Source organism: Mucilaginibacter gossypii, assembly GCF_017569325.2.
GTDB classification, from domain to species: domain Bacteria; phylum Bacteroidota; class Bacteroidia; order Sphingobacteriales; family Sphingobacteriaceae; genus Mucilaginibacter; species Mucilaginibacter gossypii.
This window is the reverse complement of sequence record NZ_CP071878.2, coordinates 4,944,262-4,963,161: the sequence shown is the minus strand read 5'-3', so window position 1 is coordinate 4,963,161 and position 18,900 is coordinate 4,944,262. Positions and strand designations below refer to the sequence as shown.

Annotated in this window: 15 protein-coding genes; 7 read left to right on the top strand and 8 right to left on the bottom strand. The window is 42.3% G+C overall.

Features of this window, described 5'->3' with window-relative positions; genetic code table 11:
* Nucleotides 1-30 precede the first annotated feature (30 nt).
* Nucleotides 31-741, bottom strand: a complete 711-nt coding sequence (locus tag J3L18_RS20710; RefSeq protein ID WP_129569876.1) for a LytR/AlgR family response regulator transcription factor — start codon at nucleotides 739-741, stop codon at nucleotides 31-33.
* Nucleotides 738-1,757, bottom strand: coding sequence for a sensor histidine kinase (locus J3L18_RS20705; protein ID WP_129569877.1), 1,020 nt, complete (start codon nucleotides 1,755-1,757; stop codon nucleotides 738-740). The genes J3L18_RS20710 and J3L18_RS20705 overlap by 4 nt, the downstream gene beginning before the upstream one ends.
* A gap of 235 nt (nucleotides 1,758-1,992) precedes the next feature.
* Between J3L18_RS20705 and J3L18_RS20700 the strand changes: the two genes are divergently transcribed.
* A complete protein-coding gene (locus J3L18_RS20700; RefSeq protein ID WP_129569878.1) occupies nucleotides 1,993-2,805 on the top strand; it encodes a DUF3108 domain-containing protein in 813 nt (270 codons plus the stop codon).
* 95 nt (nucleotides 2,806-2,900) lie between these two features.
* Here J3L18_RS20700 and J3L18_RS20695 read toward each other — a convergent pair whose 3' ends face one another.
* From J3L18_RS20695 to J3L18_RS20685, 3 genes are all read right to left on the bottom strand, one after another.
* The gene (locus J3L18_RS20695; RefSeq protein WP_129569879.1) at nucleotides 2,901-4,313 is read right to left on the bottom strand and encodes a glycosyl hydrolase family 18 protein; all 1,413 of its coding nucleotides are present in this window, start codon (nucleotides 4,311-4,313) and stop codon (nucleotides 2,901-2,903) included.
* A 368-nt stretch (nucleotides 4,314-4,681) separates the two neighbouring features.
* A complete protein-coding gene (locus J3L18_RS20690; RefSeq protein WP_129569880.1) occupies nucleotides 4,682-5,863 on the bottom strand; it encodes an alginate lyase family protein in 1,182 nt (393 codons plus the stop codon).
* Nucleotides 5,864-5,952: 89 nt separating this feature from the next.
* Entirely contained in the window at nucleotides 5,953-6,429 is a 477-nt protein-coding gene (locus J3L18_RS20685; protein WP_129569881.1) for an SMI1/KNR4 family protein, read from the bottom strand.
* A gap of 221 nt (nucleotides 6,430-6,650) precedes the next feature.
* On the opposite strand from J3L18_RS20685, the gene J3L18_RS20680 reads away from it, so the two are divergent.
* Nucleotides 6,651-7,184, top strand: coding sequence for an OmpA family protein (locus J3L18_RS20680; RefSeq protein WP_129569882.1), 534 nt, complete (start codon nucleotides 6,651-6,653; stop codon nucleotides 7,182-7,184).
* 60 nt (nucleotides 7,185-7,244) lie between these two features.
* Here the strand turns inward: J3L18_RS20680 and J3L18_RS20675 are convergent, their stop codons facing one another.
* Nucleotides 7,245-7,712, bottom strand: coding sequence for a DinB family protein (locus J3L18_RS20675; protein WP_129569883.1), 468 nt, complete (start codon nucleotides 7,710-7,712; stop codon nucleotides 7,245-7,247).
* 214 nt (nucleotides 7,713-7,926) lie between these two features.
* On the opposite strand from J3L18_RS20675, the gene J3L18_RS20670 reads away from it, so the two are divergent.
* Both J3L18_RS20670 and J3L18_RS20665 read left to right on the top strand, forming a co-directional pair.
* Nucleotides 7,927-9,639, top strand: a complete 1,713-nt coding sequence (locus J3L18_RS20670; RefSeq protein ID WP_129569884.1) for an arylsulfatase — start codon at nucleotides 7,927-7,929, stop codon at nucleotides 9,637-9,639.
* Between the two features lie 42 nt (nucleotides 9,640-9,681).
* Nucleotides 9,682-12,165, top strand: a complete 2,484-nt coding sequence (locus J3L18_RS20665; protein ID WP_129569885.1) for a glutaminase family protein — start codon at nucleotides 9,682-9,684, stop codon at nucleotides 12,163-12,165.
* A gap of 192 nt (nucleotides 12,166-12,357) precedes the next feature.
* Here J3L18_RS20665 and J3L18_RS20660 read toward each other — a convergent pair whose 3' ends face one another.
* Nucleotides 12,358-12,864, bottom strand: a complete 507-nt coding sequence (locus tag J3L18_RS20660; RefSeq protein ID WP_129569886.1) for an REP-associated tyrosine transposase — start codon at nucleotides 12,862-12,864, stop codon at nucleotides 12,358-12,360.
* Between the two features lie 348 nt (nucleotides 12,865-13,212).
* Here J3L18_RS20660 and J3L18_RS20655 point away from each other — a divergent pair, with 348 nt between their 5' ends.
* Both J3L18_RS20655 and J3L18_RS20650 read left to right on the top strand, forming a co-directional pair.
* Entirely contained in the window at nucleotides 13,213-16,329 is a 3,117-nt protein-coding gene (locus J3L18_RS20655) for an AsmA family protein (RefSeq protein ID WP_129569887.1), read from the top strand.
* 175 nt (nucleotides 16,330-16,504) lie between these two features.
* Complete coding sequence (locus J3L18_RS20650) at nucleotides 16,505-16,741, top strand: phytase (protein WP_243771449.1); 237 nt, start codon at nucleotides 16,505-16,507, stop codon at nucleotides 16,739-16,741.
* Nucleotides 16,742-17,053: 312 nt separating this feature from the next.
* Here the strand turns inward: J3L18_RS20650 and J3L18_RS20645 are convergent, their stop codons facing one another.
* Entirely contained in the window at nucleotides 17,054-17,614 is a 561-nt protein-coding gene (locus J3L18_RS20645; RefSeq protein WP_091173119.1) for a thioredoxin family protein, read from the bottom strand.
* 153 nt (nucleotides 17,615-17,767) lie between these two features.
* Between J3L18_RS20645 and J3L18_RS20640 the strand changes: the two genes are divergently transcribed.
* Complete coding sequence (locus tag J3L18_RS20640) at nucleotides 17,768-18,796, top strand: glycoside hydrolase family 53 protein (protein WP_129569888.1); 1,029 nt, start codon at nucleotides 17,768-17,770, stop codon at nucleotides 18,794-18,796.
* Nucleotides 18,797-18,900 lie beyond the last annotated feature (104 nt).

The following is an 18,900-nucleotide window of genomic DNA, read 5'->3' as shown; positions in this document are numbered from 1 at the left end:
TATCCGCTATTAAAGCAAGTGTTTTTTACCTTAAAATATCCTTCTATTAATAAGCTTCATAAAACCATCTTTAAATTTTTCGCTTACAGGGATGTGTTTTTCAGCAATATAGATATGATTATCCTGGATTTTTACCAGTTGTTTGGTATTTACAATATAGGAGTTGTGTACCCGCACAAAAGGGGGCGAAAGCTGGTCTTCAATATCCTTTAGCCGGCGATAAATTAATAGCTGTTCCTGACTGGTAACAAGCCGTACATATTCCTTTTCGCCTTCAAAGTATAAGATCTCGTCCAGTAGGATCCTGCGTAATACTTTGCCCGATTTTATAAAGAAATAGCCCTCATCATTAACCGGGGTTTGTTGCATCACCGGTTCGGACTTGCCAAAATACGCTTCAATTTTTTGCATGGCTGCCAGGAAACGTTTCAGTGTGATTGGTTTCAGCAGATAATCAATAGTTTGATAGGTATAGCTTTCGGCAGCATACTCCGAATAAGCAGTGGTAAACACAATTTTGGTTTGCGGTGGAAGCAAGCCTGCCAACTCCATACCCGTTAATTGCGGCATGTTGATATCCAGGAAAATAAAATCAACCTTATTGTTTTTTAAAAAGGCCAGTGCCTCAAGCGCATTATAACATTTGGCTTTAAGCTGCCACTGCGTACTTTGCTGCACCAGCATCTCCAGCAGGTTAACCGCGTTAGGTTCGTCATCAATTATGATACAGCTTAAATTCATGCTATCGGGATCTTTAAAAACGCGGCAAAGGTGTTGTTGCTTTTATCAATTTTCAGGTCAAAATTTGATCCGTACAGCATGGTTAGCCTTTTGGTTAAGTTGACAATGCCGAAACCGGCAGCGCGTTTGCTTGCTACTTCGGTATGGATAGCATTGTTGGTTTTAAAAAAGAGATAATCACCCTGCTGAACCAAAGATATACCAATAAGGTTTTGTTCGCTCGATTTGTCGATGCCGTGTTTGAAAATATTCTCCACAAAGGTCATGAGCAGCATAGGCGGGATGCGGAGATCTGAATTGAAGTTTTTTTCAAAAAAAACAACCATCTCATGCCTGATCCTGATTTTTTCTAATGCGATGTAGTTTTCAATGAACTGTACTTCGGTACCGATGGCTACATCATCCTTGGGGCTTTCATCAACAAAATAGCGCATAATGTCCGAAAGCCGCTCAATTAATGCCGCGGTACGGGGGGCCTCACGGTAAGCTTCGTAATAAATATTATTAAGTGTATTGAACAAAAAGTGCGGTTGCACTTGTGATTTAAGCAGGTTCAGTTCCGCCTGGCTTTTTTGAATCATAATCTCTTCCGTTTGCTGCTTTAGCTTAAAATAAGCTATTGCTATACGAAAGATCAGGCTCATAATGAAAATGAGCACTCCGCCCGAAACATAATTAATGATGGCTTTTTGACTGATATGCTCTGGTGTTTTTGCAAAAAAGGTATTATAAATAAGCAGGGTTGAATAACCCCGGAGCACACCCGTTGCCACTAAAAAAATGATGACAAGTAATACATACCAAACATATTTTTCCTTTTGGTAAAATACAGGATACAGGAAGAGGATGTTACCATATATGATAGCCGCGTAAAACGTAGTGTTAACAATGGTATAAACAGCCGATTGGCCTGCTCCATCCATCGGCAGATAAGAAAAAAACAGTAACAGCGACACCGCTAACCATATCAAGAGCTGGAGTTGTGTAATGGAAGGGCGGGTTTTAAATAGTTGCATTTTTAAAATTACTAAGCTTTTTGTTTGTGGATGCCGGTTTTAAATAGTTGCCGGCATTTATTCAATAAATGGCACTAAATGTTCAATAAGTTGGTCTGCAGGTATATTATTGAATAAATACAGTAGTAGGCTAAAAAGAACGCGGCAGTGGTTTAACCGGTTTGATAGGATGGTTGATAAAAGGCAGTTTTGAATTGTTAACAGAAAAGTATCCTTATCAAACCATCAGATTATCATGAAAACCGAACAATTAGCCGAAAAATTAGTAGCTGTAAGCCTTAGCTTGTTGCTGCTGCTATCGCATACGCCTAAAGTATTTGCTCAAACTGATACCATCCGAGTAAAAGACAAACGCCTGCTTACATCGGCGCTTAAACCCGGGCTAAAGCAATACCTTGTGTATTTTCAAAATACAAAGGACAACAGGAGCCTGAAATTTTGGCTTTGGCTGCGTGATATAAACCTCGAAACCCGTAACGGTGAAAAGGTATTTACTATAACCCAGCACTGGTATGGCAGCGATAGCTTATCATACCGTTCCATTTATTCCATTAATAAAGTGCCTGATTTCGCGCCGATTTATCATTCAGAAACCATCGGCAAAAAAACAAAAGCCTTTAACTGGGCTGCCGATAAAGTGATAAGTGCCGACACCGTTGCCAATAATGAGGCTAAGAATTTTAAGCTTGATTTTACCTTCGCCAACTTTAATTGGAATTTAGACATTGAAACCTTCGAGATGTTACCGCTTGCCGAAGGCAAAAGTTTTGCTATCCCCTTTTATGAGGCCGGGATCCCTGCACCGCTTTATGTTTTATACAAAGTAACCGGCAGCGAGTTAATTACTACATTGGATGGTAACAAAGTTGATTGCTGGAAGCTATATAACGAAAGCGATTACAATGGCCGCCATTTTACCGAAACCTACTGGATCAGTAAAAAGAATCATGAGTTTTTAAAAGAGGAGGATTCTTTTGGAGGAGGTTATCGCTACAAAATAAAAATGATGGGTGCCGCGACTAACCTGCTGCCCAGGTTTGCAAAGTAAAATACATTAAAAGAATATACCAATCCTCTTGAAAAACAGCCGGGGCTATGATACTAAAATCATAGCCCCGGCCTTTGGTATAAGCAGTTAATAGTTTACTGATTCAACCCAAATGCTTCCCATCCCGATGCGGTAGCCCGGTTACAGGTCATGGCTTGCGTACCGTTTTCACTGGAAATGAATTTGCCGTTGTTGCCGCGCAACGTTATTTTTCCGTCGGTGGTAACTATCCAGTCAAATGTTTCCCAGTCGCTTGGCGTGGTGCGGTTACAGGTGATGGCTTGTGTGCCGTTTTCGGACGAAACATATTTACCCATGCTGCGCAGGTAGATTTTGCCGTTGCCTGCGTCAAGAACGGTGAAATGTTCCCAGTCGCCGGCGACGGTGCGGGTGCAGGTCATAGCCTGCGTGCCGTTTTCGCCGCTTACATATTTACCATTAAAGCCTTTAAGCGATATTACAGTGCCTATTGGAGGAGCTGGCGGAGGATTGGTAGTTCCGCCGGTAATAATAGTGTTCATGGCCGAAAGCAGGGAGTTGGCACCCGAAGCGTCGCCGCCCAAATCCCAGATCATCATGCCGCCTGCCTGGTTAAGGGCCAGGGTGGTTTTGCTTTTAATAGTTGGGATACCGTTATAGCCAAAAGTTTGAAAGGTATCCGAGTTGGGGCTACCGCCTATCGCTAAAACATCAACATAGTTCATGGTCGAATAATCGTACCGGTTATCCCTGGCATAAAACGGAACCCCCAGAATAGTTTTGGCTGCAGGTAAACCACGGTTTGCCCAATAGCTTAAACAATCAACAGCCGATTGGTAGGTAGAGTGCTGGAAGTTGTTGTCGTCATAATCCATGATGTTGATCCAATCAAGGATAGAGAACATATTGTTGGTAACGTAAGTAGCCCCAACCGAGATGGAGGCGATGGTACATAACCTGCCGCTGTTATGCATGGCAGTTGATAGTTCCTGCAGTAATAAATAAAAGTTATTGGTTTCGGTACCTTCCGATGGGAACTCCCAGTCGATATCCACACCATCAACATTGTACTGGTTACAAAAGTTGACCATATTATTAACAAAAGTGGTACGGTAACCGGCATTGGCTACAATAGGATGGAAGGCATCGCCGCCACCACCGCCACCGACAGATATCATTACTTTAACATTATGGCTGTGTGCGTTTGATACCAGGCTGGTGAATTTTGAAAGGTTATCAAGCGGGTTCAGCCCCCCGGTGTTGTTGGGGGTAAGAAAAGCATAATTAATATGGGTTAGTTTGCTGTATTGTACTGTATTCACATCGCCCTGCCAGCTGGGCAGGTAACCTATTACTTTAAAGGAGGTAATAGGTACGGCATTGTTAACAGTAACCGGCTTGCTGCTGTTATCAGTGTTTGAATCGCTGCCGGTTTTAAACTGGTTCATGTTATCCTTTTTACAGGATGATAGTGCTGCGATTGCGACCAGAAAAAGGCCAAGGAGGTAAGGGTTAAGTTTCGATCTCATAAGTTAAATTTGTTAAGTGGTTTTAGATGTATTATTTGGTTTATAAATAAGCCGGGCAATAAAACACAAACCTGTTAACCAAATTCATGATACTTATGAATATCATATACTAATACCAGGAAAGGCGCGTTAATAGGTGTAATAGATGTTTTTGTATTGGTAAAATTATATAAACATCTTATTATAAATACCTTATAATAACTTCAATACGATTCCATCACAAGCGTAGTAGTGCTTTTGTAGTGTGATTGCATACGGAGAAAACCCGCCTTCCCGACAAAAAAATATTTTGATGATACGCTTAGCTCACAGTTTACATATTATTATAGACGGAGAAAAGCGTTGAGTGGGGAAATCGCTTACCCGGTTTAAAACCAGATAAGCGGGTGCCTGATGGGTAAATTCCGGATAACTTCTTCAACCTGAGGGTTATGATCCAGTTTTTGCCAGGTTGTTAACCACACTTTTTCATGGTAGGCATTAGCGCCAAACAGCAGGAAAGGCTGCGCAATTGGCCAGTTGTCCCAGTACATTACGTCGGGTTTTAAAGTCCATTTACTTTTATCTGCCACGAATGGATATAGATAACTTATTCCTTTTTTGATGGATTTGCCATCCGGTGTTTCAAAGTTCCATAAATTATCCTGCGGGCTTGAAAGGATCTGGCATAGCGTGGTCATGGCATCGAGGTTAAAAATAGAGTAGCCATAGGGTTTGGTACGTGCCATCTCTAAGGGGAAGCTGCCGTCGGTGCCCATTTGGCGGGGGAGCAATATAGTTTTGTATCGCACGCGTACCGAATCAAGTACTACTTCATTTTTGCAAAGTTTGGCAAAGGAGGCTACCTGCATAGCCCAGCAGGTGGCATGGTTATTTTTAACATCCCTTTCCTGCATACCGGGTTTACTGGTCATGAGCCAGTTGGTATAATCGGTAAACCATTTTTTAACGGCGGCTGTAGTTTCGGCGTCCATAGCTTTTTCCATCACGATAATGCCTTGCGCAACTTCCATGAGATGAATGGTGTCGATGATACCATAATTACGGCCGGTAAACTGTCCTTTAACTGCCTGGGCAAACCAAAGACTTGGGTTCATGAACGTTTCGGGATCAATAAACCAGGCTTTAAGGTGGATTACAGCCTGGTTAACATATTTTACATTTCCGGTTATTTTATAGGCCGATGCCAGGGCGCCGATGATCTTGCTAAAGCGGATCATTGCTTTGCGGTGTTCTACAAAGTTATCCGGGTTGGTCATGCCATCGCGGTTGATGTAAGGGCCATCGGGGTTCTTAGGATCCGGCCAGAAATAATCGGCTTCCGAAAAAAAGTCGTGTTTACCACCCGCACTCCTGGGTGAAGATGACGCTGTAACTGTAACCGGCTGTTGCTGCATGGCCCAGGCGGCCTCGGTCATTATTTGCTTTTTAAGGATTTGTTCGGCAGTTTTTTCTACAGGTGATTTATCTGGTTTTGATTGTACGGGCGTAAAAGCAAATTGCGTTAAGGTTGTAACAGCAATTAAAATTGCAGCAAATAATTTTTTCATGGCGATGGTTTATAATGGTGCCGACAAGATAACGATAGGCAATGAAATTGGGTAGCTGTTTTTGAAGTGTAGGGGATTTGAAGGGGGCGCTATTCAGTTTCTTTTGATTTTATCTTATCCCGCCAATCATAAAGGCCATTCTGTTCAAATATGCCTCCTATAAAAAACCTTGAAAGAAATTCGGAAAAAGAATTGGTTAACACAAACCCCCTTTCGTCCGGATAGTTTATTTGATAACAATTGTTTTCAGGATTGATGATCAATGCCCACGTGTCACAATAACACAAATATTCGCCAATGTATAGTATATTTTGCCCTCTGTCGTGAGATAAAAGTTCATTGAGCGGAACGATACGAAACTGGTCCTCGTCAGATATAAAACCATTACTAAACTTATAAAATTGTTTAATATCGTTGGGCAACTTAACACCTGCACTATTTTCAAGCTCTGCTATCTGGTGATCGGTTGCACCCTCATATAACGTAATGTCGGTTTCATCTAAATGGCTTTTCAAATAATTGATAACATCGGATATTGATTCAAAAAGATAGATTGCTTTGGTCATAATAACTCGTTATAATGTGCAGATAAGTTTAACAATATACTTAACAACAATCTAAATCCAGGTAAAGGGAATAAAGTTTCAACTCAATAATTGGCAAATGGCATAACTATTGATTAAATAATCTACATCAGTATGTAAAAAGCGTTATTCAGCCATAAAATTATGGTTAGGCACTATAAACATTATGCCAACGTTTTTTATGTTTACGCAAATCATTAGATATGAAAACTCTAAAAACACCTTTATTAGCTCTTGCAATAGCTGTTTTAGCTATCACTACCCAAGCCTGCAAAACCAAAAAAGCGGTTGTGCAAACGCCGCCTCCGGCTCAGCCTGCACAACAAGCTGCAACACCTCCGCCCGCACCAAAACCGGCGCCAACCCCTCCGCCGGCACCTGCTCCTGCACCGGAGAAACCAGATTATAATTTCAGCAATATCCAGTTTGAGTTTAATTCGGCGGTGTTAAAAACTGCTTCGTACCAAACTTTAGATCATATTGTTAAAGAACTGAAAAAAGACCCGTCGGCGAAATTCGTTTTAAATGGCAATGCTTCTGCCGAAGGTACTGCCGAGCATAACATGTCATTATCTGTAGATAGGGCAAACTCTGTAAAATTGTACCTGGTAAACAGCGGTGTTAATGGCGATAACCTTACTGTAAAAGGCTGGGGCGAAAGCAAACCGATAGCTGATAACACTACCGAAGATGGCCGTGTACTTAACCGTCGTGTTGAGGTTAAGCTGGCACAGTAAATAAAAACTTTAATAGAAATTACAGGCAGCTCATTGGGCTGCCTTTTTTGTTGGATAAAATTATTCGGCACCATTAACCAATTGAAAAATCGTGAATAAATGATGGGCCTCATGCAATACAAAAAACTCGGCCCATTTTAAGATAGTTAGCCTGCCATATTTAGGGTGTACGCCAATGCGCGATAATTCGGTGTCGCTAAGCCCCGACAACAGATCGATAATTGTTGTCCTGTATGTATTTATCATGTCCAGCAGTTCTCTTAAACCCATTGATCTGAAAGGTATAAACTCAGGATCGAGATCTCCGGTGTAACGATCAAAAACAGGCGTATCTTCATTTAATATCAGGTGTATACGGTCTGTAAATATTTTCTGGTACCGGGCCAGGTGGGCTATGTTATCTAAAGCGCTCCATTTGCCGGGTACCGGTGGCGTAATTAATTTATCATTGCTTATATCGGCAACCAATTGTTCTATGGTAAGATGCTGGGTTTTTAGTCTTTCGGAGAGTGATGTATATAAGCTCATATGCCTTACGGTTAATTTAAAAAATTCATCACAAAAATGATACGATTTTACCAATGATTGAGCCGTTTTGTGTAAAATGATTGCTTTAATTTGGAATGTGTAAAACTGTCTGTAGTGCTATATGTTCAGGCATAAAAGCCCCGGTCATTTTTTAACCTTCCTGCTTTATTAAAACGTAAATTTAACCGAACTGGCGCAGGTATTTTGATCACCTATGAATAAATATAAACTATATGCCGGCTTATTTTGTGCCGGTGCAATAGCGCTTGTTTCAGTTGCGTGGCAAACTAAAGTTGTGAAGCAGCCTGAGCCGGCAAGGAAACGCCCGAATATTATCGTGATCATGGCCGATGATATGGGTTTTTCTGATCTGGGCTGTTATGGTGGTGAGGTTAATACCCCCAACATCAATTACCTTGCTCAAAATGGTATCCGCTACAGGCAATTCTATAACACGTCGCGTTGCTGCCCAACAAGAGCATCTTTACTTACCGGTTTATACAATCAGCAGGCAGGCATAGGCAAAATGACCGACGCCGAAGACGAACCCGGCTATCTCGGTCATATTACAGAGAATGCAGTAACCCTTGCCGAAGTTTTGAAATCCGCAGGTTACCATACCGCCATGTCGGGAAAGTGGCATGTGTCCAACACCAACGGGCAGCCTAACGCGCAGGACCAGATGGCCTGGTTAAATCATCATAAAGATTTTGGCGATTTTTCGCCCATTAGCCAGTACCCAACCAGCCGCGGGTTCGAGAAGTTTTTTGGAACCATTTGGGGCGTGGTCGATTTTTACGATCCTTTTAGTTTGGTTAGCGGTACTAAGCCCATTAAAACCGTCCCCAAAAACTACTATCATACAGATGCTATTAACGATACAGCGGTAGCTTATATCAAAGGCTACGCTAAATCGTTAAAGCCATTCTTTTTGTACGTTGCCGAAAATGCACCGCACTGGCCGCTGATGGCAAAGCCAGAGGATATTGCCAAATACAAAGACACCTACAAAGCGGGCTGGCAGGCAATCCGCGAAGCGCGGTATAAAAGAATGGTGAAGCTTGGTGTTATTGATCCTGCAAAAACAAAGCTATCCGATCGCTGGAAAGGTGATCTGCAATGGGAAAACAATCCTGATAAAGAATGGGACGCCATGGCTATGGCTGTTCATGCCGCTATGATCGACAGGATGGACCAGGGTATTGGCCGCATTATTAAAACGCTGAAAGAAACAGGTCAGTTGGATAACACGCTTATCGTTTTCCTGTCAGATAATGGGGCAAGTGCTGAAAACTGCGCTGCTTATGGTCCGGGTTTTGATCGCCCTAATGAAACCCGCGACGGACGGAAAATTGTTTATGCCACAAAGAAAGAAGCTTTGCCAGGCCCGGAGACTACTTATTCGTCAATCGGGCCGCGTTGGGCAAACGTAGCCAACACGCCGTATGAATATTGGAAAGCCGAATCATATGAAGGAGGTATCCATACACCGATGATCGCCTTTTGGCCAAAGGGAATTACTGCTAATAGAGGTGGCTTTAATGACCATGTGGGCCATGTGATGGATTTCATGTGCACTTTTGTTGAGCTGGCCGGGGCCAAATATCCTAAAACATATAAGGGGCACAAGATTCCACCGACTACAGGTATCAGCCTGGTGCCAGGTTTTAAAGGCAAACAAACTCCCGGTCATGAGGATTTGTTTAACGAGCACTTCGGCGCGAGGTATGCGCGTTCAGGAAACTGGAAGTTGGTATCGCTGAGTAATGATACTACCTGGCATTTGTACGATCTGTCGCGGGATAAAACCGAAACTGCCGATCTGAAATCGAAATACCCGGAAAAAGTGCACCAACTGGATAGCCTTTGGCATATCTGGGCAAATACGCACCAGGTTTTTCCAAAGCCCGGAAATAAGAGTAAATAATAAAAAACAACAATAAATTAAACCAAAAGTAAAACGTAGTTTATGAACCGCATTTTTAAAAAAACGTACTTGCTTGTTTCCGGACTGGCAGCATCGTTTGTTGCACAAACAGCGCTGGCACAAGATAAGATGCCGTCTTATCCGCTGATCACGCACAACACTTATTTCAGCATCTGGTCAAACACCGATAAGTTAAATGAATCAACCACCAAACACTGGACCGGGAAAGATCAATCGTTACTGGGCCTCATTAAGGTTGATGGCAATTACTACCGTTTTATGGGCGCATCGGCCGTTAATTATAAAACCATTTTAGCAGCTACCGACGAAAAATCGTACAACAGCCAATACCTGGCCGAAACTGCACCGGCAGAAGGTTGGGAAAAACCGGGCTTTAATGATCAGGCCTGGAAAAGCAGCGCTGCGCCATTTGGCGATGAACGTGCGGGCAAAGGCACCGAATGGAGAGGTAAAGACATTTGGGTTCGTCGGAAATTCAATATTGCCGAATTACCGAAAGGCCGTTTAATGCTTAAAATTTATCATGATGATGAAGCCGAAGTTTACCTGAACGGCCAGCAGATTGCTGCCGAAGGTGGCGCTAACGGCGATTTTGAAACTGTTGCATTGCCTGCCAGTGCAAAATCGAATCTGAAAGCAGGCGAAAACGTTTTGGCTATCCATTGTAAAAACACCGGTGGCGGCTCGTTTATTGATGCCGGTCTTGTTGAAGAAATGTTGAGCAAGGATGACGAAGCCGTTAAACTGGCTGAGCAAACCAGCGTTAAAGTTACTGCTACCCAAACCGTATATAACTTTAAAGCAGGTGAGGTAAACCTGAAACTTACGTTCACTTCGCCATTGGTTATGGGCGATCTGAAATTACTTACCACCCCGGTATCATACATCACTTACCAATTGAAATCAACCGATGGGAAGGCTCATGATGTTCAGATCTATCAGGGGGTATCAAGTAATCTGGCTGTAAATACACCATCACAGGAAGTTACTGCATCAAAATACAGTCAGAATGGCCTTAAGCTGTTAAAAGCGGGGACTGTGGAACAACCAGTATTACAGAAAAAGGGTGATAACCTGCGTATTGACTGGGGCTATGTTTATGTTGCTTCGTCAACCGCCGGAGCTAAACAATACATCACTCCCGAAGGCGATGCTGTTTCATCATTCCTGGGCGCCCAAAAAGGTGAAGCTACGGTTACTGGTAAACAATTCATGTTAAGCACAGTATTACCATTTGGTAAGGTTACTGCAACCCCGGCATCTAAATTTATTTCGGTTGGATATGATGATATCTATGCTATTCAATACTTCAAAACCAATTTAAGGCCATGGTGGCGTAACACCCCGGATGCTACTATTGAAGGCGTACTGAGCGATGCTACCAAAGCCTACGCTAAAGTGATGGACACTTGTGTAAAAACAGATGCTAAGATCTGGGCCGATGCGGTTAAAGCCGGTGGTGAAAAATATGCTAAGTTATGTGTAATGGCTTATCGTCAAAGTATTGCCGCGCACCAATTGGTTAAAAGCCCGGAGGGCGAATTGTTATTCTTATCTAAAGAGAATTTTAGCAATGGCTCTATTAATACGGTTGACATTACTTACCCTTCGGCTCCAATGTACTTGCTTTACAATCCCGATTTGTTAAAGGGGATGATGAACGGTATTTTCTATTTCAGCGAAAGCGGCAAATGGAACAAACCTTACTCATCACACGATTTAGGTACTTATCCATTGGCCAACGGCCAAACTTATGGCGAGGATATGCCGGTAGAAGAAAGCGGTAACATGATCATCCTTAACGCTGCTTTAGCAAAAGTTGAAGGCTACGCCAACTACGCAAAAAAACACTGGAAAACATTAACTATCTGGACTGAGTATCTTGCCAAATCAGGTTTTGATCCGGGTAGCCAATTGTGTACTGATGATTTTGCCGGTCACCTGGCACACAATGCCAACTTATCAGTAAAAGCTATTGTAGCCATTGACGCCTACGGCGAATTAGCCGGTATGTTAGGTGATGCCGCAACCGCTAAAAAGTACAAAGCTATGGCTAAAGACATGGCTAAAAAATGGGAAGACAAAGCCAACGCGGGCGACCACTACGGCCTGGTGTTTGACAGCAAAGATACCTGGAGCCAGAAATACAACATGGTTTGGGATAAAGTGTTGGGCTTGAAATTATTCCCTCAAAAAGTGTACGATACCGAGCTTAAATACTATTTAGCACACCAAAAAGAGTTTGGTTTGCCGCTTGATAGCCGTAAAACCTACACAAAAAGCGATTGGATCCTTTGGACTGCATCTATGGCCGATAACAGAGCTGATTTCAACGCTTTAGTTGCTCCGGTTTACAAATTTGCTACCGAAACTTCATCACGCGTACCACTAAGCGACTGGCATGAAACTACCAATGGTAAAATGGTAGGCTTCCAGGCGCGTAGTGTGATTGGCGGTTATTATATGAAAACTTTAAGGGATAAATTGGCGGGTAATAAGCCTTGATGATGAGTGGTGCGGTGAAAACACCGACCACAGGCTGAAATATCAATTGAAAAAGGGGAGCCCGCTACGCAAGCTCCCCTTTTTTGTTAAAGTCTGGTCGAAGTTACGACCACTAAACTTCAGCCAGTAAGCGAAGGTCTTACCTTGTACTGATACAGCTTGTGGTCGGTGTTTTCACCGCACCACTTTTTTCTACATGTGTTCCATATAGTGTGTTATCAATTCATTGTCCTCATTATTGATATAGTACGAAGCTGATGAATGCAAATAATTTTCAGGTAATTGGCATAGCCCTGCTTTAACAGGGTTGTTGTGTATATAATCTAACTTTTGTTCGAGCACTGTGCGATTGTACATTGTTGCCTTATATGGTCGCCGTTCCCAAAACTGATACTCGCGATCGTTCTGAGTGCTTTTGTAATTGTCCAAACTTTGCGAGGTGTTTATTAAGCTAAACTTGAGTTGTTGCGCGGTAAATTTGCTGAAATGCTGTTGTACATTTTTGTTAAGCCAATCAGGTTGTTTGCACCACAAAATATGTACGTGATTAGGCATTATCACATAACCATAAAGCCATATCCTATTATTCTTTACTAAAAAGCTTAAACTGTCGATTACGATTTCTTTGTGATTATCCGGATCAAGTAAGGGTTGCCAGTTAAGGCAGGTTGCAGTAAAAAATTCTATGCCCTGATGCATTATTGATATTTGTAATACGAATATAACGAATCATGTGGTGCGGTGAAAACACCAACCACAGGCTTTTGGGATTTTAATCGTAATACAGTCTATAGTGAGCATAGGTTGTAAGGAATCATATGGTGCGGTGAAAACACTGACCATGGGCTTTGGAGTTTTATGACTTCCGATAAGGTTGTAAATTTTGCATTGAATAATCAAACTATAGTGCACAGTCTATACAGCTTGTGGTCAGTGTTTTCACCGCACCACTTGCGCCATCCCCCCATCACTTTCTCCTAACATTATTTGATATCCAATAATTAGGTTTTATGATTACTTTCATGCTTCGTTAGTATAATAATCTCTATGCCGCTCCTCTTAAAAAAAATATTGGTTAAAACGCTTAAAATAAGCGCCATCGCCGTTATTAGTTTATTGCTGTTGATGTTCCTTTTACCTTACCTTTTTCCCGAAACGGTAACGCAAAAAATTAAACAATGGGCGGCCGGCAGCGTAAACAGCAAGCTTTCGTTTTCGAGTACTCGCTTATCATTCTTTAAAAAGTTCCCGTCGTTAACGCTTACACTGGATGATTTTGTACTGAATGGCAGCGTACCTTTTCGGAATGATACGCTGGTTTCGGCTAAAGAAATTTCACTGGCTATAGATCTTTCTTCGGTGTTTAAAAGCAAAATCAATGTAAATAAGATCTATCTTGATCATGCGTTGATCAACATCCAGGTTGACAGTGCCGGTAAAGCCAATTACAATGTTTACAAATCATCTCCACCTAAACAGGATAATAAAGCCGATACCGCCAGTGCATCATTAGGGATTGAACAGATTTTGATAGACAAAAGCCACCTGGTTTATGACGACCGCTCACTGCCCATGCAGATCAACGCGCGGGAACTTAACTACAAAGGAAGCGGTGATTTAAGCAAAGACATCTTTGACCTTTATAGCCACGTAGATGCCGCTTCGGTAGATTTTTATTACGGCAATAAGGCCTACGTGCTCAGGAAAAAAGTAAATGCCGATCTGGTTACCAGTATCAATACCAAATCATTGGCCTTCGCATTTCAAAAAAATGATCTGCTTATTAACAAGCTCCCGGTTAAATTTAAGGGTAGGTTTGAGTTTTTGAAAGATGGCTATGATATGGATTTCAAGATCAGGAGTGACCAAAATGATCTTGGTGATGTTTTTACCGCCATCCCGGATGAATACGCCAAATATGTTGATAATATGGATATCAGCGGTAACGGAATCATCCAACTTGATCTTAGCGGAAAGTACATCGCCTCAAAAAATATTATGCCCAACCTGGGTATCAGCATGAAAGTGCGCGACGGTTCCATCGTTAACAAAAGTACTCCTGCGCCGGTTAAAAACCTGTACCTGAATATGGATGCCAGTTTGCCTGGCCTCAACCCCGACAGTTTAAAAGTTAATATTGATTCGGTTTATTTTAATATTGGTAAGGACTACTTTGGTTCGGTGCTGAAATTAAAGGGAATCAAATCGCCATATATTTATGCTAAAGTGAATACCGAAATTGACCTGGAGCAATGGTACAAGGTTTTTGGCATTAAACCATTCCAGGTAAAAGGAAGGTATGGTTTGCATTTACTGGCCGAAGGCAAGTACACCACCGGCATCAGGAAAACTGGACTAAGGCAAAAGATTGATACCGTGATAACCAGTATTCCCCAATTTAAACTCAAGTCGACATTCAGGAACGGGTATTTTAAGTATAGTAAATTGCCGCAGTCCATCAACAATATCAGTTTTGACCTGGATGTCGCTTGTCCGGATCATAACATTGCCAATGCCACTGTGAATGTGCGCAACCTGAACATTAATGCACTTAATAATTACATAAAAGGCTATCTGAAATTAAGCAATAAGGCTGGTGCATTGATTGATGCCGGGTTGAATGCTAAATTCCATTTAGACGATATCAAGCAGTTTTATCCGGTTGATAGCATTGATTTCCGTGGTGATTTTGATGCTAATCTGCAAAGTAAAGGCAGGTATATTCCGGCCCGCAGGATCTTCCCGGTTACGAATGCTGAGATCAATCTAAAAAACGGATACATTCAAACCAAATACTATCCGCACCCCATGCAAAATGTGCAGGTTAGCGTAAATATTTTTAACAACACCGGCTCGCTAAAAGGGCTTAAGGTGGATATTAAACCGGTATCCTTCAGTTTTGAAGGGCAGCCATTTTTACTGAGGGCCAATCTCCGCAATTTTGATGACCTTGATTACAACGTAGCCTCGCACGGCAGCCTTGACCTGGGCAAAATTTATAAAGTATTTGCGGTAAAAGGATATGATGTAAATGGTTTTGTAAGCACCAACTTTAAATTGAAGGGCAAGCAAAGCGATGCTACTTCGGGCCACTATGATAAGCTGGACAATTCGGGCAGCATGAAAGTGAAGAACATCAAGCTTACTACCGAGCTGTTCCCTAAACCATTTTTTATCACCAACGGAGTATTCAGCTTTAACCAGGACAAAATGAAGTTTGATCAGTTTAAGGCTAACTACGGTAAATCGATAGTGGTGCTTGACGGTGCTTTATCTAATGTGATAGGCTATGCCATGCAGCCAAATTCGCCATTGAAAGGCGAGTTTAATCTAAAGAGTGATTTGATTATTGCCGATGACTTCATGGCCTTTGCCGGTGTGCCTGCGTCTGCCAAACCAACCAAATCATCTGGTGTGATCCTGGTGCCTGCAAACCTTGATCTTAATTTTGCTGCTGACGTTAAAAAAGTAAAATACAGCGGTTTGGATATCAGTGACGCCAAAGGCGCAATGAATGTTACCAACGGGCAGATCGTACTTAAGCAAACTGGTTTCAGCCTGATAGGTGCCCCTGTAGTGATGGACGCCACTTATGGCAGCATCAATCCGCAAAAAGCATTTTTTGATTATCACATCAATGCGAAAGAGTTTGATATTCAGAGGGCCTACCGCGAAATCAAGTTGTTTCATGATATGGCAACTTCGGCCGAGCATGTACAAGGTATTGTATCTTTAGACTATAAGCTTGCGGGTAAGCTAAACAGCGATATGAAACCGGTTTATCAATCATTAAAAGGCGGTGGCGTACTTTCTGTAAAACAAGTAAAAGTATACGGATTGAAATTATTAAGCGCGGTTGGCAAGCAAACCGGTCATGACAGTGTTGGCCACGGTGATGTGAAAAAGGTTGATATCAAAAGTACTATAGCTAACAACATCATGACTATAGAACGAACCAAAATGCGGATTGCAGGTTTCAGGCCAAGATTTGAAGGACAGGTGGGTTTGGATGGCAAACTGAACCTGAAATTCAGGCTGGGGCTGCCGCCCTTCGGTATCTTCGGCATCCCGATGACTATCACCGGTACCCAGGATAAACCTATTATCCATTTGGGCAATGGCAAAAAAGAAGATGAGCTGAAAGAAACGCAGGAAGAAGAATAAAAGCGGGTTGAGCAGACTGGCGAATTCATTTGTGAAAGAAATAGAAGCGAGGATTGTGCGAAGAGCAGGTAGGTGTACGCCAGTATTATGCCGACCCCGAAAAAGGCGACCAGGAGCTGGCTATATTCGGCACCGCAGGCTTAATGCCGACCATGAAGGGATCTCGATTTATAAGTTGAATGATACAACGGGTTACATTCTGGTATCCGGTCAGGGCGCCAACCGCTTCCAGATTTTCAGCAGGGAAGGCACAAAAGCAAACCCTTTTGAACATAAACTTTTGAAAATAGCCAACGTTGCCGCCAGGCAAAGTGATGGCAGTGACGTAACCGCCACTCCTTTAAATGGTACCTTTAAACATGGCATTTTTGTGGTAATGAGTACCGATAAAACTTTTCACTATTACCGCTGAGAAGACATAGCGGGCAAAGAACTTAAGGTAAAATAGTAGCACAAAAAACTCTCGTGTGGCCATATCTTTTTTATTTTACTATTAAAAAAAAATGTCATTTCGACGAGCTCTGGGTGGTATTTGTGCGTTGGAGGCGAGGAGAAATCTTCTACGCCCTGCTTTTACAAGCACAGTTGCAAAGCTTAATGTAGAAGATTTCTCTTTCGCCCCATCGTTCATGCCCGTCCGGCTCTATCGAAATGACATTTTTTAAATATGTACACACACAGTAGCCTTCAGATAGGGTTGGGGCGAAAGTTGTTTTTACCAGAATCATAATAGCTTATTTATAATATCTAAAAACTCCAGCTGAAAACTTTCACCTTTATCCTCGTTATACCATTTCTGCAATGCTATCTTTTTTTCGCTCATTTCAATATGGTCTTTCACCATTTGCAGGTATAATCGCTGGCATTCGGCCGGTCGCGGCCCCCATGTCGCAAGGTCTTGATTATTTTCATCTGCAATAACGATCTTGGGTATTGACCGGGTGCCATTGGTAAGGTAACTTTCAATCAAGAATGGCGGCGAATCCCTTAGCTGATAATCAACTTTAATAAGCGGGTTTAGTTCCGAAAGGCGATGCAGGAACGGTATAGTATGCGAAGCATCGCCGCACCAGGCCTCGGTAATAACCGTCCATAATTGTGGTTTGCTGATCTTTTCGATGGCATTTGTCAAATCCGGGTTCAGTACGCCAACCTTTAGCCAGCGCTGCTGGCGCGACCAATTAAGCTTTGTATAATTTAAATAATCCGGGTTATCGTACGGAGCACGCGGATTAGGGCTGTTCAAAATATCGAAAAATAGCTGCTGATATGCTGTGAAATCCATAATAATTGAATTTGGCGCCATTTATGGCACTTCCTTTTACGATATGAAATTAAATAATGTGCGTGTGAATTTTGTTGATGTAGATTAATTTCGATAACCTTTACCGGGCTATGATTAATATACTATGTATTTTTGATTATCAAAGCGGGGTACATGAAAATTAAAATAAACAAACTGTTATTAACAGCAATTAGCCTGGTATGCACCGGCGCTTTATCTGCCTACAAATATTCGCCGGCCAAAAATGTTCCGGTTAAGTTTAAGCAGATCATGGGCGCCGATATTTCATTTATCCCTCAGTTGGAAGCTGAGGGACATAAGTTTTATGATAACGGCGTAAACAAGGACCCTTTCACCATTTTGAAAGATCATGGCTTTAACTATGTACGGCTTCGCATATTCAATAATCCTAAGGCCGATAGCGGGTACTCGGCAAAAGGCTATTGTGGTTTGGAAGATACCAAGAAGATGGCTCTGCGTATTAAAGAAGCCGGAATGGGCTTCTTACTCGATTTTCATTACAGTGATAACTGGGCCGATCCCGGTAAGCAATACAAACCCGCCGCCTGGAAAAGGCTCAACAACCAGCAACTGCAGGATTCTATAAAGACATTTACCCGGCTTACCTTGCTGGCCCTGAAAAAGCAGGGCACACTGCCCGATATGGTGCAGGTAGGCAACGAAATTAACCATGGCATTTTATGGCCCGATGGCCGTGTCAGAAACCTGGATACCCTGGCTGGGTTTTTAAAGGCTGGCATTAACGGTGTCAGAAGCGTGAGCGGCAACATCAGGGTAATGCTACATATTGCCTGCGGCGGGCAAAATGCAGAATCAAGATACTTTGTAGATAACATGCTCAAACGCGGCGTTAATTTCGATATCATTGGCCAATCATATTATCCCGAGTGGCATGGCACACCGGATAGTTTACGCAACAACCTTACCGACCTCAACACCCGTTATAAACAGGATCTGATAGTGGTGGAATATTCGCAGCGCAAACGCGAGGTAAATGATATAGCTTTTTCATTACCTGGTAATAAAGTTAAAGGCACTTTTATTTGGGAGCCCTTTAGCTGGGGCGAAACCTTTGTTGATAAACAGGGAAATATTAATGCGCATATGGCTACTTATGACAGCATTAGTAAACAATACCATATTCGGCTGTCCCTTGAATAGGAGGATCATGATACGCTTTGGCTTTATCATAGGATAAGTAAGGGCAATTCCAATTTGCAGAGTCACTATATATAGCTTCTTAAAGCGATTTTTCTAAAAATGCT